This is a genomic window from Aquimarina sediminis, assembly GCF_002895435.1.
Lineage (GTDB): Bacteria > Bacteroidota > Bacteroidia > Flavobacteriales > Flavobacteriaceae > Aquimarina > Aquimarina sediminis.
The window spans coordinates 463,297-477,868 of record NZ_POYJ01000001.1 but is presented as its reverse complement, the minus strand read 5'-3'; the positions used below and the strand labels follow the sequence as shown (position 1 = coordinate 477,868).

The 14,572-nt window shown below is 33.0% G+C and carries 13 protein-coding genes; 7 read left to right on the top strand and 6 right to left on the bottom strand.

All coding sequences use genetic code 11. The features are described from left to right. Window positions 1-4 precede the first annotated feature (4 nt). Both C1X07_RS02175 and C1X07_RS02170 read left to right on the top strand, forming a co-directional pair. Window positions 5-1,399: a RagB/SusD family nutrient uptake outer membrane protein gene (locus tag C1X07_RS02175; RefSeq protein WP_103068328.1), complete on the top strand. Its 1,395-nt coding sequence runs from the start codon at window positions 5-7 to the stop codon at window positions 1,397-1,399. 153 nt (window positions 1,400-1,552) lie between these two features. Next, window positions 1,553-2,122 carry an NUDIX domain-containing protein gene (locus C1X07_RS02170; RefSeq protein WP_103068327.1) on the top strand — a complete coding sequence of 190 codons (570 nt, stop codon included), beginning with the start codon at window positions 1,553-1,555 and terminating at the stop codon, window positions 2,120-2,122. A gap of 26 nt (window positions 2,123-2,148) precedes the next feature. Here the strand turns inward: C1X07_RS02170 and C1X07_RS02165 are convergent, their stop codons facing one another. Continuing rightward, the gene (locus tag C1X07_RS02165; RefSeq protein WP_103068326.1) at window positions 2,149-2,739 is read right to left on the bottom strand and encodes a hypothetical protein; all 591 of its coding nucleotides are present in this window, start codon (window positions 2,737-2,739) and stop codon (window positions 2,149-2,151) included. 98 nt (window positions 2,740-2,837) lie between these two features. On the opposite strand from C1X07_RS02165, the gene C1X07_RS02160 reads away from it, so the two are divergent. Continuing rightward, complete coding sequence (locus C1X07_RS02160; protein WP_103068325.1) at window positions 2,838-3,719, top strand: M28 family metallopeptidase; 882 nt, start codon at window positions 2,838-2,840, stop codon at window positions 3,717-3,719. A gap of 34 nt (window positions 3,720-3,753) precedes the next feature. On the opposite strand, the gene thrC is transcribed toward C1X07_RS02160, so the two are convergent. From thrC to thrA, 3 genes are all read right to left on the bottom strand, one after another. After that, complete coding sequence (thrC, locus tag C1X07_RS02155; RefSeq protein WP_103068324.1) at window positions 3,754-5,043, bottom strand: threonine synthase; 1,290 nt, start codon at window positions 5,041-5,043, stop codon at window positions 3,754-3,756. 109 nt (window positions 5,044-5,152) lie between these two features. Next, window positions 5,153-6,076 (bottom strand): homoserine kinase, encoded by a 924-nt coding sequence (locus C1X07_RS02150; RefSeq protein ID WP_103068323.1) that lies wholly within the window; start codon window positions 6,074-6,076, stop codon window positions 5,153-5,155. Window positions 6,077-6,078: 2 nt separating this feature from the next. Continuing rightward, complete coding sequence (gene thrA / locus C1X07_RS02145; RefSeq protein WP_103068322.1) at window positions 6,079-8,526, bottom strand: bifunctional aspartate kinase/homoserine dehydrogenase I; 2,448 nt, start codon at window positions 8,524-8,526, stop codon at window positions 6,079-6,081. Between the two features lie 483 nt (window positions 8,527-9,009). Here thrA and C1X07_RS02140 point away from each other — a divergent pair, with 483 nt between their 5' ends. Together C1X07_RS02140 and C1X07_RS02135 are read left to right on the top strand one after the other, a co-directional pair. Then, the gene (locus tag C1X07_RS02140; RefSeq protein WP_103068321.1) at window positions 9,010-10,545 is read left to right on the top strand and encodes an NAD(P)H-hydrate dehydratase; all 1,536 of its coding nucleotides are present in this window, start codon (window positions 9,010-9,012) and stop codon (window positions 10,543-10,545) included. A 111-nt stretch (window positions 10,546-10,656) separates the two neighbouring features. Beyond that, window positions 10,657-11,538: an anti-sigma factor gene (locus C1X07_RS02135; protein WP_103068320.1), complete on the top strand. Its 882-nt coding sequence runs from the start codon at window positions 10,657-10,659 to the stop codon at window positions 11,536-11,538. Between the two features lie 67 nt (window positions 11,539-11,605). Here C1X07_RS02135 and xerD read toward each other — a convergent pair whose 3' ends face one another. Together xerD and C1X07_RS02125 are read right to left on the bottom strand one after the other, a co-directional pair. Further along, window positions 11,606-12,502 (bottom strand): site-specific tyrosine recombinase XerD, encoded by an 897-nt coding sequence (gene xerD / locus C1X07_RS02130; protein ID WP_103068319.1) that lies wholly within the window; start codon window positions 12,500-12,502, stop codon window positions 11,606-11,608. A 77-nt stretch (window positions 12,503-12,579) separates the two neighbouring features. Then, entirely contained in the window at window positions 12,580-13,197 is a 618-nt protein-coding gene (locus C1X07_RS02125) for an outer membrane beta-barrel protein (RefSeq protein ID WP_103068318.1), read from the bottom strand. Window positions 13,198-13,439: 242 nt separating this feature from the next. Here C1X07_RS02125 and C1X07_RS02120 point away from each other — a divergent pair, with 242 nt between their 5' ends. Further along, on the top strand, window positions 13,440-14,069 hold the full coding sequence (locus C1X07_RS02120) for a porin family protein (RefSeq protein ID WP_103068317.1): 630 nt from the start codon (window positions 13,440-13,442) through the stop codon (window positions 14,067-14,069). 26 nt (window positions 14,070-14,095) lie between these two features. Beyond that, entirely contained in the window at window positions 14,096-14,521 is a 426-nt protein-coding gene (aroQ, locus tag C1X07_RS02115; protein WP_103068316.1) for a type II 3-dehydroquinate dehydratase, read from the top strand. Window positions 14,522-14,572: the final 51 nt, after the last annotated feature.

Here is a 14,572-nt window from a genome sequence, read left to right as displayed (position 1 = left end):
TATTATGAAAAAACTTTTATGGACTCTTATAATTATCGTTACAATATCATGTGAGGATACATTAGAACAAAGATTTTCTGATTCTGTAATTGTAGGAGAGGCAATTGAAGATTTAAACTCTTTGAATCTTGCAGCCAACGGGGTATACAGTTTTTTTGCTCACAAGGGATATTATAATAGAAATTTTGTTTTAATCCCTGAAATTATGTCAGATAATGCCTTTATTAATGCTTTTGATAATACAGGTAGATTTCTAGAATTTGATAATTACGCAGTTAATGCTAGTGATTCCAAAGTAGAAGAAACTTATAACAATTTGTCACGTATTATAGCTACGACATCAATTGTTATAAATAAGGCAAACATACTGTCTTTTCCCAAAACAGAACAAGAAGATGCAAATCAATACATTGGAGAGATGTACGCGTTACGAGCTTTGACTTTTCATAATTTTCAACTTCTATTTTCTCAACCTTATGGCTTTACAAAAGATGCTTCACATTTAGGGGTGCCAATACCAGATTTTAATCTATTAGGAGATGGTACAAATATTCAAAATCCAGGAAGAAGTACAGCCGCAGAAGTATATAATCAGATTTTGATAGATCTCCAAACAGCAATCAATTTGATGCATGTAGAGTCTGAGCCCTTTAGAATTGACCTTAATGGAGCAAAAGCATTATTAGCTAGGGTGTATTTACATATGAAAAACTGGGAAAATGCTCGAGATATGGCAACAGATGTTATTCTAAATAGTGGGAAAAGCCTATTAACCAGAGAAGCATATTTTGACAGTTGGGCAGAAAATTCGAATAATGAGAGTTTGTTTGTTATCTCAAACATAGAAAGCGACAATTCTGGAACAAGTTCGATAGGACATTTTTACCTTACTTTTAAGGATGCTTTTGCAACAAATGATTTTAAAAACAAATTGTCCCAAACGGATGTTAGAAAACAATTATATCCCGTAGATGGACAAGTAAATTTAGTTACAAAATTTCCCAGAAATACAACGCAAGATGATAATATACATGTACTGCGTCTTTCTGAAATGTACTTGATAAAAGCAGAAGCTCATGCTCAATTGAATGAAAATCTTGAAGCACAGCAGGCACTTGATATTATTATACAAAGAGCACATGCTGAAGATATGGCTCCATCTACTGAAACTGGGAAGGCACTTTTGGAAAAAATTCTATTAGAAAGAAGAAAAGAGTTAGCTTATGAAGGATTTAGACTTTTTGATCTCACTAGGTATGGGATTAGTTTTACCAAATATAGACAGGATGCAAATCCAATTGAAATAGTAGCTCCAGCGGATAAAACGATATTACCCATTCCTACGGATGAAATTAATGTGAATCCTAATATTGCTCATCAACAAAATCCTGGGTATTAGTTTTTATAGTAACCATGTTTATTTTGAATAATAATAGAAAAAGTACTTGGATTTTGAAGCAGAGTATTAATTCTATTTTTTGAGTCGAATCTCCATTTTAAAATACATATATTGTTGTCTTTAGGGTGTATCAAATTAATTGTTTTATAGTAGATGAAATATAAAATTTTAAATGAAAACATAGTCTATAAAGGGTTTTTAATAGTAAAAAAAGCAAAAATTGTTCATGATCGGTTTTATAAAAATACTCCAGTAACATATTCTCGTGAGATGGTAGATCGGGGTGATAGTGTAGCCGTTTTGTTATATGAAAAAGACACAGATCACTTGATATTAATTAATCAGTTTCGTTATCCTACAACCAAAAAAGGTAATGGTTGGCTTTTGGAGATTCCCGCAGGAGGTATAGAAGAAAATGAAGACCCAATTCAATGTGCGATTCGAGAAGTTAAAGAAGAAACTGGATACCAAGTTTCAGAATTGGAACATATAACTACATTTTATGCTACTCCAGGAGGCTCTTCAGAACGAATGTTTCTTTATTATGGAGAAATCTTTGAAAAAGATAAAATACATCAAGGTGGAGGTCTAAATGAAGAAGACGAAGATATAGAGTTACAAAAGTATCATATTTCCCAAATAGATACTCTATTAAGATCAGGAACAATTTGTGATGCCAAATCTATTATTGCATTTCAATGGTTTAGAATAAATAAATTATAATTATTTGAATTCCTTAATATAGAATATCAGTTTAAACAGTCTTGCTCCAAATTAATTTTTTTCAATGTTTTCCAGATCTGATGCTCAGGACCTTGTGGAGAGATCATAAATACTACAAAATGGTTATTTTGCTGTTTACAAAAACTATAATTTACTAGTATATTAAGACTAACTGCTTTTTTGGACGTAAAAGCATCGTGGGTTAATACCTTTCCAATGTATACTGAGTCATTCACTTTTTCAAAGAAAGCTTTTGATCTAGAAAAACTGGGTACAGAATTTTGATTTTCTCCAGATACAACAGACATTAAGCCGTCGAAATAAGTTTCTATATCAGATTCAAGTTTACCCGTAGATAATTGTGGATCGTTATAAAGATCCCATGCAAAGACATAAGAAAAATAGTCTAAATTGCCTTCTTTTCCCCAGCCAGGAGCAAAACGAACATACTCAATTCCAGAATATTGTAAAGAAGGGGCGAATTCTAATGGAAATTCAATAACTTCGCCTCTCCAATTTTCTGGAGCGTTTAACAAATTTTTATTTGTTTTATTTTCATTACATTGAATAAATAATAGTGCGATTAAAATAAAAGGTACGGTTTTTGCAAAAGACATATTAAAATTATATTTTAAGCAATAAATGTACAAAATTGTATAATTACATTTTTTTAATAAATTTGTGTTAAAGGGAAAAAGAATACAAAACCTACAAAATGAATTACTATAGAACATTTTTACTATTATTCGTTTTTACAATTCAGATGACCCCAGCTCAGACTGAACAAGACCGAATAGAAGCTGAGATTATTAATGTCCAGCGAACGATTGTTGCCAAATTAACAGGGCATGAACCTATAAAAGGAAAAAAGAAATTAAAAAGTAGAGCAAGTGCCTCTGAAAGGAAAGCTTCTGCAGATTTTTTATCTAATTCTTTAAAGGATATTGGACTTAAACCCCAAAAGCATGCATATAATGTTAAGGATAAAAAGGGGAATATATTTAATGGAGTAAATATCTATGCAGAGATTCCGGCTACCAATGATAGTGACGAGTATGTTATTATTGCAGCACATTATGATACTGTAGAAGGAAGCCCTGGTGCTGTTCATAATGCTACAGGAATTGCTATTGCGTACTATGCTGCAAAAAAAATTGTTGAACTAGAGGAGCGTAATAAGAATTTTATGATTGTGTTTTTTGATCATTGGAAAAGCAATATGGTAGGAACCAGAATGTTTACCAAAAAATTGAAAGACGAGGAGTATAACATTCATTCAATGCATAGATCTGATTATATGGGATGGGATAATGATGAGGATAGAGCTATCGAAATGTTAGCATCTAGCTTAAGTCTTGAGTCGATGTATCGTATAGAGTCTCCGGTTCCTATTTATAAAAGAACTGTAGCTACTCCAGAAAGTAGATTCTTTGCTAATTTTGGTTTTGAAACCGTAACACTTACGGCAGAGTTGAAAAATGCGGACAATTCACCATACGTTCGTCAAAGTGAAGATAAATACACAACTGTTAATTTTAAATATCTAGCCTCGACCACAAATATTGTGTATAAGGTTATGAGGTCATTAGCAAAATAGTGTAATAGATAAAATTGATTTTTTAAAAGAGTTCTTACCTTAGTAAGAACTCTTTTAAGTTTTCATAGTTTTTAATTTTGATACTACGTTTTTCTCTATCCATAACTCTTTGGATTTGAGAAGGGATTTTTACTGTAGTATCTAAAGTATCTTCTACAATATCTAGAAATTTAACAGGGTGAGCTGTTTCTAGAAAAATACCGTAATCATTATTTTCTAGTTTTTGTTCTTTAAGTCCTAAATATCCAACAGCACCATGAGGGTCTGATACATATCCTGATTGATCATGTATTAGCTCCATAGCTTTTTTTGTTTGTTCATCTGTAAAACTATATGCTGTAAACTTACTCTTTAATGCTTCAAAATTGTTGTTAAAAAGCTGCTGAATTCTAATGAAATTACTTGGGTTACCAACATCCATTGCATTAGAAATAGTAGCTTTTGAAGGTTTAGGATCATACTTTGATGTTTGTAAATAGCGAACAACAGTGTCATTAATATTGGTTGATGCTACAAAATGTTTAACAGGTAGTCCTAATTTGTGGGCTACTATTCCTGCACAGATATTACCAAAATTACCACTAGGAACAGAAAATACAAGATCCTTTTTTTTGTGTTTGATCTGTTTATATGCAAATAAGAAGTAAAACAACTGTGGAAGCCATCTGGCAACGTTTATAGAATTTGCAGAGGTCAATTGTTTATGATCGGTAATACTAGTGTCTAGAAATGCAGTTTTTACCATTTCCTGGCAATCGTCAAAGACTCCATCTACTTCTAAAGCAGTAATATTTTGCCCAAGTGTGGTTAATTGTTTTTCTTGAATATCACTTACTTTTCCAGAAGGGTAGAGGATCACCACGTTTACTCCTTTTACTCCCAAAAATCCATTTGCCACAGCACCTCCTGTATCACCAGATGTTGCTACCAAAACTGTAACTTGATCTTCATTGTTTCGATTAAAGTATCCTAAACATCTAGCCATAAAACGCGCTCCAACATCTTTAAAAGCCATAGTTGGTCCATGAAACAATTCAAGTGTGCCTATATTATCTTCAATTTCTACCACCGGAAAATCAAAACTGAGTACATCTTTCAGTATATCCCTTAATTCAACTTCAGGTATTTCGTCTCCAACAAACTGATGTATCGCTTGATAAGCAATTTCCGCAGTATCCATATTTTCAATATTCTCAAAAAAGGATTTGGGTAAAGGTGTTATGTTTTCAGGAAAATATAATCCTCGATCAGGAGCTAATCCTTTGATGACAGCTTCAGAAAAAGCTACATTTGATGCGTTGTTATTTAAACTATAATATTGCATTATTTCTTAATTCTTTATAGGTTTGAATTGTGTCACAAAATGTGAATTTCACCATTTTTAGAAGAGAAAGTTCTATTCTCTCTACTCGTATTGATGTGTTAATTACGCTTTAATCTATTATTTTAACACCTTGATCGTTTATTTTCGAAATATGAATATCAAAATCAAGACCTGTTTTATTGTAAACTTCTGTTATAGCCTTTGCCACCTTAGTAGCGGTTTCAATCCCCTTACTTAAAGCAAAAATTGATGGACCAGAACCTGATATTCCTGCTCCTAGAGCTCCTTTTTGGATTGCAACTTCTTTTACATTTTGGAACTCAGGGATTAAGATTGATCTAAGAGGTTCTATGATTACATCCTCAAGACTTCTCCCTATCAAATCATAATCCTCTGTAAACAATCCAGCTACTAATCCTCCTACATTACCCCATTGATGAATTGCTTTTTTTAAGCTGATTTTGTGCTTTATTACCGATCTAGAATCTGATGTTTTTACCTCAATTTGTGGATGGATTACAGTCATAAACAAATCTTTTGGCGAGTGTAATTTTATGATATCCAAAGGAGCATAGCTACGAACCAGGGTAAATCCACCAAGAAGGGCAGGAGCCACATTATCGGCATGGGCATTACCACTAGCCAGTTTTTCTCCTTCCATAGCAAATTGTACAAGCTCATTTCCTGTAAAAGGATTACCTAAAAGGTGATTTACAGCCCAGACTGCCCCTGCGCTACTGGCAGCACTACTGCCAATACCGCTTCCTGCCTTAATTTTCTTGTAGATCTCGATTGTTACTCCAACAGTCTCTTTGTAGGATGCTAGAAGTGCTTCTACTGCCACACCAGCAACATTTTTGTGTGTTTCAATCGGCAGGTCTGCACCGTCAATTTTAGTAATTTTTACTCCAGACTCAGATGTAAGTGCAATTATCATTTCATCACCTACATTATCAAGACAGCAGCCTAGTACATCAAATCCACAAGAAAGATTAGCAACAGTGGCGGGTGCAAATATTTTGATACTTTTCATGATTACTTACTTTTTCCGATTCTAATGATATCTGCAAAAATACCTGACGCCGTAACCTCTGCACCAGCACCAGCTCCTTTAACAATTAAAGGGTTTTTTGGGTATCGATCTGTATAAAACAGAACAATATTATCACTCCCTTCTAGGTTATAAAAAGGGTGGTCTGCAGGGATATGTTGCAACCCTACTTTGGCATTTTCTGCTTCATATTGTGCAACATATTTTAGACGACACTCTTTTTTAGTAGCTTCTGTCAAAATCTCTTTAAAATGTTCTTCATGTTTTGATAAAGATTCAAAGAATTTATCGACAGAATTTGTTTCTAAGCTTTCTCTAGGTAGAAAAGCGTCATTTTCTATATCTTCAAGTTCCATCACCTTTCCACTTTCTCGAGCAAGGATTAAGATTTTACGGGCTACATCGACTCCACTAAGATCAATTTTTGGATCAGGTTCGGTATAACCTTCTTGCTGGGCTTGTTTTACAACATCATGAAAAGTGACACCTTCTGCATAATTATTAAACACAAAATTAAGACTACCAGATAAGACAGCTTGTATTTTATGAATATTATCTCCAGATGCTATTAGGTTATTAAGAGTATCAATTATGGGTAATCCTGCTCCAACATTTGTTTCATATAAAAATGAAGCATTGAATTTTCGGGATAGATTTTGTAACTCCTCATAATTATTATACTCATCAGCACAGGCAATTTTATTACAAGTTACTACAGCCATACTTTCAGTTAGATAATGCTTGTATATTTTGGCAATATCTGGATTAGCAGTATTGTCTATAAATATTGAGTTCCGTAAGTTCATTTCTTTTGCCTTGGAAAAGAATGATTCTGCATTTGCATTTTCTCCTTTTTCTAATAGGTCTTTCCAAGATCCCAAATCAATCCCATTTTCATCAAAAATCATTTTTCGGGAATTAGACATTCCTACAACTCTAATTTTTAGACGTAATTTGTCTTTGAGATATTTATTTTGTTGTTGAATTTGTTCAAGTAATTTACTACCAACATTTCCTACACCGGTAACAAATAAATTCAGCTGTTTGGTTTTTACTTCAAAAAAGCGTTCGTGTAATATATTAAGTGCTTTTTTGATGTCTTTTTTAGCGATAACAACGGAAATGTTTTTTTCTGAGGCTCCTTGGGCAATAGCTCTAATGTTTACATTGTTTTTACCAAGAGTACTAAACATTTTTCCACTTAATCCTTGATGATGATACATGTTATCACCAACTAGAGCTACAATAGCTACATCGTTTTCTATTTTTACAGGGTCTAATTTATGTTTAGAAATTTCAAATTCGAATATGCTATCTAATACATTCTTTGCTCTATCTGCCTCAGACGCTTCAACGGCAAGGCAAATCGAATGTTCTGAAGATGCCTGTGTAATTAGGATAACATTTATATTTTCCAAAAATAATGCTTCAAACAAACGTTTAGAAAACCCCGGGATTCCAACCATACCACTACCTTCCAAAGAAATAATGGCTATGCTATCAATATGACTGATACCGGTAACAGGTCTATTTCTATTATCGACATTTCTAGTAATTAAAGTTCCTTGTTCATTGGGTTTAAAAGTGTTTTTAATTACAATAGGGATATCTTTTTCGAGGACAGGGTGTATAGTAGGGGGATAGATTACTTTAGCACCAAAATGAGAAAGTTCCATTGCCTCCTGGTAAGATATGTGATCTACTGGTTTGGCTTGTTTAACGAGTTTTGGATTGGCGGTATACATACCACTTACATCGGTCCATATCTGCAATTCATCTGCATCAACTGCTGCTGCCAAAATAGCAGCCGTAAAATCAGAACCACCTCTTCCTAGTGTTGTAGGCTCTCCATCTTGTGTTTTGGCAACAAAACCTGGAAAAAGGCATATTTGGTTTGAAGTACTTTCTTCAAACTCTTTAATTCTTTTATTGGTTTCATGATAATCAATTGCTACTTTAGAATTGATAGTTTTGATAATTAGATCTCTAGAATCTTTTAGAACAATATCTAGCTCTTTTACCTTAGCTGCCTCAGAAATAATATAAGATGAAAGGATCTCTCCAAAACTGGCGATTACTGCTTCAGTTTTAAGGGATAGCTCACTTAATAAATAAACTCCCTCACAAAGGGACTCCAAAGTATTAAGCTTTGCTTTTACCTTACTTATTATAGCACTTTGAGAAACCACAGGAATTAATGCTTTTACAGCTTCTAAATGTCTTTTCTCAATTTCTGCAAGAGTGTTTTTATAATTTTCATTATTTGCAGAAGCTTCTTCTCCAGCTTGTAACAGCAAATCCGTAATTCCTCCCATGGCAGAAACTACTACATATAATGGTTGTTTTGCAGACTGTTGTCTTATGATATCTATTACGTTTTGTATTGTAGCTGCATTAGCAACCGAAGAACCTCCAAATTTTAGAACGTTCATAATTTTTTTTTTAGTTGAAATTAATGATAAAGTGATTTGAGTAGTTTTGGTTTTTATAAACTACTTATGTCTTGCCGTGGTGATATATAAATGAATTAACCCCTAAGGGTAATAATGATTGTAGTACCAATAATAGAAGAAACCTCAGATACAATAATAGTTCCTAAGGTAATCAAAATAACAGAAAAGAAAACGGTACTAAACATTAGTTTGCTTTACTTTGTGAATTCAAATGTATAATTTTTTACTTTTAAAGAAAATTAATTTTTTGGGTATCCTTAAACTTTTGCTAATTCAATAAATAATAACATATTTTATTATAGAATTCTTAAAGAAAACAGGTAAATACACTTCAATCAAGAGTGTATTTAACAACTATTATGAATTGCATTATGATGTAACAGGAATCCTTCAATTAAAAGAGGAACGATTTAAACAAATATTAACTTATTTATCATTAAATAAATACAAGAATATATACGTATGAAAATATTTTCTGCGCAACAGATGCGTAAGGCAGATGAAGCTACAATGCAATCAGAACAGATCACATCAATAGAGTTGATGGAGCATGCTGCAACACAAATATTTAATTTAATTCATAATAGATTACAAGGGTCTCCAATATCGATCCATGTTTTCTGTGGTTTAGGAAATAATGGAGGAGATGGATTGGTGATTTCTAGATTATTAGTAGAACATGGTTATAATGTAAAAACATACATAGTTAATTTTAGTGATAATAGATCGAAGGACTTTTTAGTCAATTATGATCGATTAAAAGAAATAGCCAAAGATTGGCCAATACAGCTTAAATGTGAAGAGGATTTTCCTGAGTTACAAAGGGAAGATATGGTCATAGATGCTATTTTTGGAATAGGATTAAATAGACCTCTGGTACCATGGGTTGTTTCACTGATAAAGCATTTAAATAAATCAAGGTGTTTTACACTTTCTGTAGATATTCCATCAGGATTGTATTCTGATAAAGCTCCTGATGATAAAGAAGGAGTTATGTTTGCGGATGTAACTGTAACATTTCAATTACCTAAATTGGTTTTCTTTTTACCAGAGACTGGAATGTATACACGTGATCTTGAAGTGATTGATATAGGCTTGAATCGTAATTTTTTGATGCAGAGCCCTGGCGTAGGTATATTGATTAGTAAGAATGAAGTATTACCTTTATATCGACCAAGACATAAGTTTACTCACAAAGGAACGTATGGTCATTCTATAATTATAGGAGGTAGTTATGGAAAAATGGGAAGTATTGTCTTAGCAACAAAAGCAGCATTGAGAACAGGGGCAGGTCTGGTTACTGCATATATACCAGAATGTGGATATGAAGTAGTTCAAACTTCGGTGCCAGAAGCGATGGTGATTGCTGATAGTGATGATGAATTAGAAGAAATTACTCTTGATTTTAAACCTGCCGCAATAGGAATTGGTATGGGTATGGGAACAAATGAAAAAACAGTGAGAGCCTTCGGAGATTTTATAAAAGAAAATAAAGCTCCACTTGTAATAGATGCAGATGGAATCAATATTTTGGCTAAGGCTCCTGAGCTTTTAAAAGACCTTCCTGAAAAAACAATCTTAACGCCACATCCAAAAGAATTAGAACGCTTATTGGGAGAATGGAAGGATGATTTTGATAAAATAGAAAAGGTGAAAGCGTTTTCAAAACAATATAATTGTATTATTATTGTCAAAGGAGCCAATTCTATAACGGTTTTTGATAATCAATTATATGTAAATAATAATGGAAATCCGGGAATGGCCACAGCGGGTAGTGGTGATGTTCTTACGGGGATGATTACGGCTTTGCTTTCTCAAGATTATGATCCTTTGCATGCAGCTGTTTTTGGAGTGTATTTACACGGAAGTTCAGGGGATATTGCTACTCAAAAAACTGGTTTCGAAGGTTTGATCGCTAGTGATATTATATCCCAGATAGGAACTTCGTTTTTAGAATTATTTAAAACTACAAACCCTGAGCAACAAGCTGTAGAATAAAAACAATTACGCGTAAAAATTCTATGGTTTTTGATACACAATTTTGTATGAAATTTTGAGTTCTTTTATTGTAATGTAATTACATTTGAATGATAATTTAAAAGCAAAATGATGACAAAGAATTTTTTAGTTTTAACCGCTCTTTTTATAGGAGTATTGTTCACTTCCTGTTCTAGTGATGATGACAATGCTCCTGTTGTTAGTATATCACTAGATACAATTGGATTAGAGGTGCTTACAGGAGGATCCTCATATCAAGGATGGCTTATCGTTAATGGTCAACCCAAGCCGACAGCAAAATTTACAGATCCAACTGGAGTTGTAAACCTAGAAGTATTAGCCTCTGATGCAAAAGATGCTACCCAATTTATTCTAACAATTGAGCCCGTGGGTGATGCAGACAATATCCCTTCGGATACGAGAATTTTGATTGGAAATTTTAGTGGCACTGCTGCGCAACTTGGCTTTTCGTCCGTTGTTGCTGATATTTCTAATGTTTCAGGGCAATTTTTCTTGGCAACTCCTACTGATAATGAAAATGGTATTGATAATAATAATGATGAATTTGGAGTATGGTTTATGAATGGAGATACAGCTCCTGGGTTAACACTTCCTGTTTTAGAAAGTGGTTGGAAATATGAAGGATGGGTAGATTTTGGTAACAAAGTGGTGTCTACGGGTACTTTTTCAAAAGCTAATGTTACAGACGATGGAAACCTGTTCAAAGGTTCTGGTGGAGTTGTTCCTCCTTTTCCTGGAGAAGATTTTCTTGTTTTACCAGGTCAGGTGTCATTACCCGGGATTACATTTCCGGCATCTGTATTAAGTAAAAAGGTAACGATAACTATAGAACCAAGTAATGATAAAGATCCTGCTCCATTCTTTATAGCACCACTTACTGGTACTGCAGGTATAACAACTGGATCGACAAAACCAATACAAATGATAACGAATACTGCTGTCCCTTCTGGAAGGGCAACAAGACCTAATTAATAAGCAATAGTTAGTTTTGCAAAAAGGCTCTTATTCTATCATATAAGAGTCTTTTTTTTGTGTGGGATTATCTCCTGGGATGAAAGCTGTTTATTACTTCACTTAGATGGCTTCTGTCAATATGCATGTATATTTCAGTGGTTGTGATGCTCTCATGACCTAGCATTAACTGAATTGCCCTTAGGTCAGCACCATTTTCTAACAAATGGGTCGCAAAAGAATGTCTAAATGTATGAGGACTTACTTGTTTATGGATTCCTGCTTTTTCTACTAAACGTTTTATGATGGTAAAAATCATTGCACGAGTAAGTTGTCTGCCCCTTCGGTTTAGAAACAAGGTGTCTTCATGCCCTTTTTTAATATCTATATGACTTCGTATTTCGTTTTTATAAATATTGATATAGTTAGAAGTAGTTTCTCCAATTGGTACAAATCGTTGTTTATCTCCTTTACCGGTTACACTAATATATCCTTCATCAAAAAAAAGGCTGGATAGTTTTAATGTTGTAAGCTCACTAACTCGTAAGCCACAACCGTATAGGGTTTCTATAATTGCTCTATTGCGTTCTCCTTCTGGTGTACTTAGATCAATTTGGGCTATAATAAGGTCAATTTCTTCTACAGATAATGTATCTGGAAGTTTTCTTCCTATTTTTGGTGCCTCGATAAGTTCCATAGGATTAGTTTCTCTATAATCTTCAAAAACTAGGTAATTAAAAAAACTTTTAAGTCCTGAAATAATTCTGGACTGTGATCGTGGATTAACGAGTTTTGCCGTTTCATAAACAAATTTTTGAAGTATCTCTTTATCGATAGAAATAGGAGTAGAGGTAATATTATGATCTTCTAAGAATTTTATTAGTCTTTGTATATCAAGAGTATAATTGATAATCGAATTTTCAGAAAGACCTCTTTCGATTCTTAAATAATGTGTATAATCTTTTATAGCATGATTCCATTTCATCGGTACTAATATATAAAAGATAACCATCTCAAAATTACTTTTGAGATGGTTATATAAAAAAAATAAATTTCTATTCTTTAGAATTTATATAGAAGTCCTAATCTGATATCATCTAGATCTAATCCAATTTGAAAGGCATCCAAAGATTCAGCACCATCAAAATCTGCTTTTGAAGTACTATATTGCAATGCACCCCAAGTAGCTTCTAATGCAAAATTACTACTTAAGAAATAACTTACACCTGGACTAAGACCAATACCAAACCCATCAATTGTAGTATCCGTTGTTGTTGCATCTGGATCAACTTTGGTGGATAGATAATTTGCAGCTAATTCACCAAAAATAGAAAATTTGTTGGCAGGAGTAGTATAGTATCTTCCAAATGCTCCAATTGAAAATGTGCTTGATTTACCTGGTGTTGACAAGAAATCTGTTTCAAAACTATCTCCTTCTACTTTCGTACTTTCGAACCCTATTCTACCTCCAATAGTAATATTTTCAGAAATAAAATATCCTACACTTGGAGTAATTTCGAATGAAGATAATTTATCATCTGCATGTTTTTGCGAATTAAACCCAACAGACCCAGACACGAATATGTCTCCTTTAGCAAATCCTTCTGTTGTGTTTTCATCTTGTGCAATAGCCGTTGCAAAACTTACTAAAGCCACTGCGGTAATCAGTATTTTTTTCATAATAAATTTGTTAGATATTGGTTTAAAAACGTGCGAATTTAGATAAATATTGATTTCAAAATGTTAATTCATTCTTAATTTTTACAAGTATTTTTATGTAAATATTTTCTGACGTCAAATTGTCATTTAGAAGAAAAAGCTGACATCAATCATCAATATGCTGTAGGTTTATGTTTTTGTATTGAGACTTTTTAATTTTTTTAAAAAAATAAAACTACTTTTGAGTAGTAATAAATATATCTATGATGAAGAACATTTTTCTTACTGCATCTCTTTTATTGATCATTGTTAATTCTATAAATGCTCAGGATGAAGATGAGGCTTTATATACCCGAGCTGGTTTTAAATTTGGTCTTAACTATGCCAATATTTCGGGTGATGTAAAAGATACAGATGCTAGAATGCGAATGCATCTTGGTGCTGTGATAGAATTTCCTGTAACTAGGCGTTTTTTTGTACAAGCCGAAGTCTTGTATTCAGCTCAAGGATATAAGATTGAAGAGAGTGGAGTAGAGAATAAGATTAGTTTAAATTATTTAATGCTTCCTGTTATTACCAAATTTTATTTAACAGATAAATTTAGTTTAGAAACAGGACCACAATTAGCTACATTAGCGAATGCTACAGAATCTAAAGAAGAGGACTCGTCTAATGAGTTTTTTGATTCTTTTAGTGATTTTGATTTTAGTTGGAGTTTTGGAGGAGGATATAAATTAGAGAGTGGTTTGTTTTTTCAAGCGAGGTATAATTTGGGTCTCACCAATATTAACAATTTGGATACTACGGACAGCTTTAAACATTCGGTGGCTCAATTCTCTATTGGATATTTGTTTAAGACCAAAAATAACCGAAGACAAAACGATAATTTTTAATACAGCAATGTACAATTTTAGACTTAATGAAAATTTTAATACTAAACGGTCCCAATCTAAATCTTCTTGGTAAAAGAGAACCAGATGTTTATGGGAAACAAACTTTTGAGGAATTCTTTAATCAATTGCAGTCTAATTTTGAGACTATAAAATTGTCTTATTTTCAGTCTAATATTGAAGGGGAGTTGATTACTAAAATACAAGAAGCTGATGATGACTTTGATGGAGTAATTCTTAATGCAGGTGCGTATACTCATACTTCTATTGGAATTGGAGATGCAATAAAAGCGATATCAACTCCGGTTATCGAAGTTCATATATCAAATACATTTGGTCGAGAAGAATTTAGACACCAATCATATATTTCTCCGAATGCTCAAGGAGTAATTTTAGGCTTTGGGATACAGAGCTATATATTGGCAATACAAAGCTTTATGATAGAGGAGGTGTAGCTACGAAATTTTAAGTTTAAGAATAAAGAAAAACACCTTACTAGATTCTAG

Excerpts from the sequence above, each read along its gene's own strand:
- C1X07_RS02175 (WP_103068328.1), top strand. The coding sequence starts at position 5 with ATGAAAAAACTTTTATGGACTCTTATAATTATCGTTACAATATCATGT.
- C1X07_RS02170 (WP_103068327.1), top strand. The coding sequence starts at position 1,553 with ATGAAATATAAAATTTTAAATGAAAACATAGTCTATAAAGGGTTTTTA.
- C1X07_RS02165 (WP_103068326.1), bottom strand. The coding sequence starts at position 2,739 with ATGTCTTTTGCAAAAACCGTACCTTTTATTTTAATCGCACTATTATTT.
- C1X07_RS02160 (WP_103068325.1), top strand. The coding sequence starts at position 2,838 with ATGAATTACTATAGAACATTTTTACTATTATTCGTTTTTACAATTCAG.
- thrC (WP_103068324.1), bottom strand. The coding sequence starts at position 5,043 with ATGCAATATTATAGTTTAAATAACAACGCATCAAATGTAGCTTTTTCT.
- C1X07_RS02150 (WP_103068323.1), bottom strand. The coding sequence starts at position 6,076 with ATGAAAAGTATCAAAATATTTGCACCCGCCACTGTTGCTAATCTTTCT.
- thrA (WP_103068322.1), bottom strand. The coding sequence starts at position 8,526 with ATGAACGTTCTAAAATTTGGAGGTTCTTCGGTTGCTAATGCAGCTACA.
- C1X07_RS02140 (WP_103068321.1), top strand. The coding sequence starts at position 9,010 with ATGAAAATATTTTCTGCGCAACAGATGCGTAAGGCAGATGAAGCTACA.
- C1X07_RS02135 (WP_103068320.1), top strand. The coding sequence starts at position 10,657 with ATGACAAAGAATTTTTTAGTTTTAACCGCTCTTTTTATAGGAGTATTG.
- xerD (WP_103068319.1), bottom strand. The coding sequence starts at position 12,502 with ATGAAATGGAATCATGCTATAAAAGATTATACACATTATTTAAGAATC.
- C1X07_RS02125 (WP_103068318.1), bottom strand. The coding sequence starts at position 13,197 with ATGAAAAAAATACTGATTACCGCAGTGGCTTTAGTAAGTTTTGCAACG.
- C1X07_RS02120 (WP_103068317.1), top strand. The coding sequence starts at position 13,440 with ATGATGAAGAACATTTTTCTTACTGCATCTCTTTTATTGATCATTGTT.
- aroQ (WP_103068316.1), top strand. The coding sequence starts at position 14,096 with ATGAAAATTTTAATACTAAACGGTCCCAATCTAAATCTTCTTGGTAAA.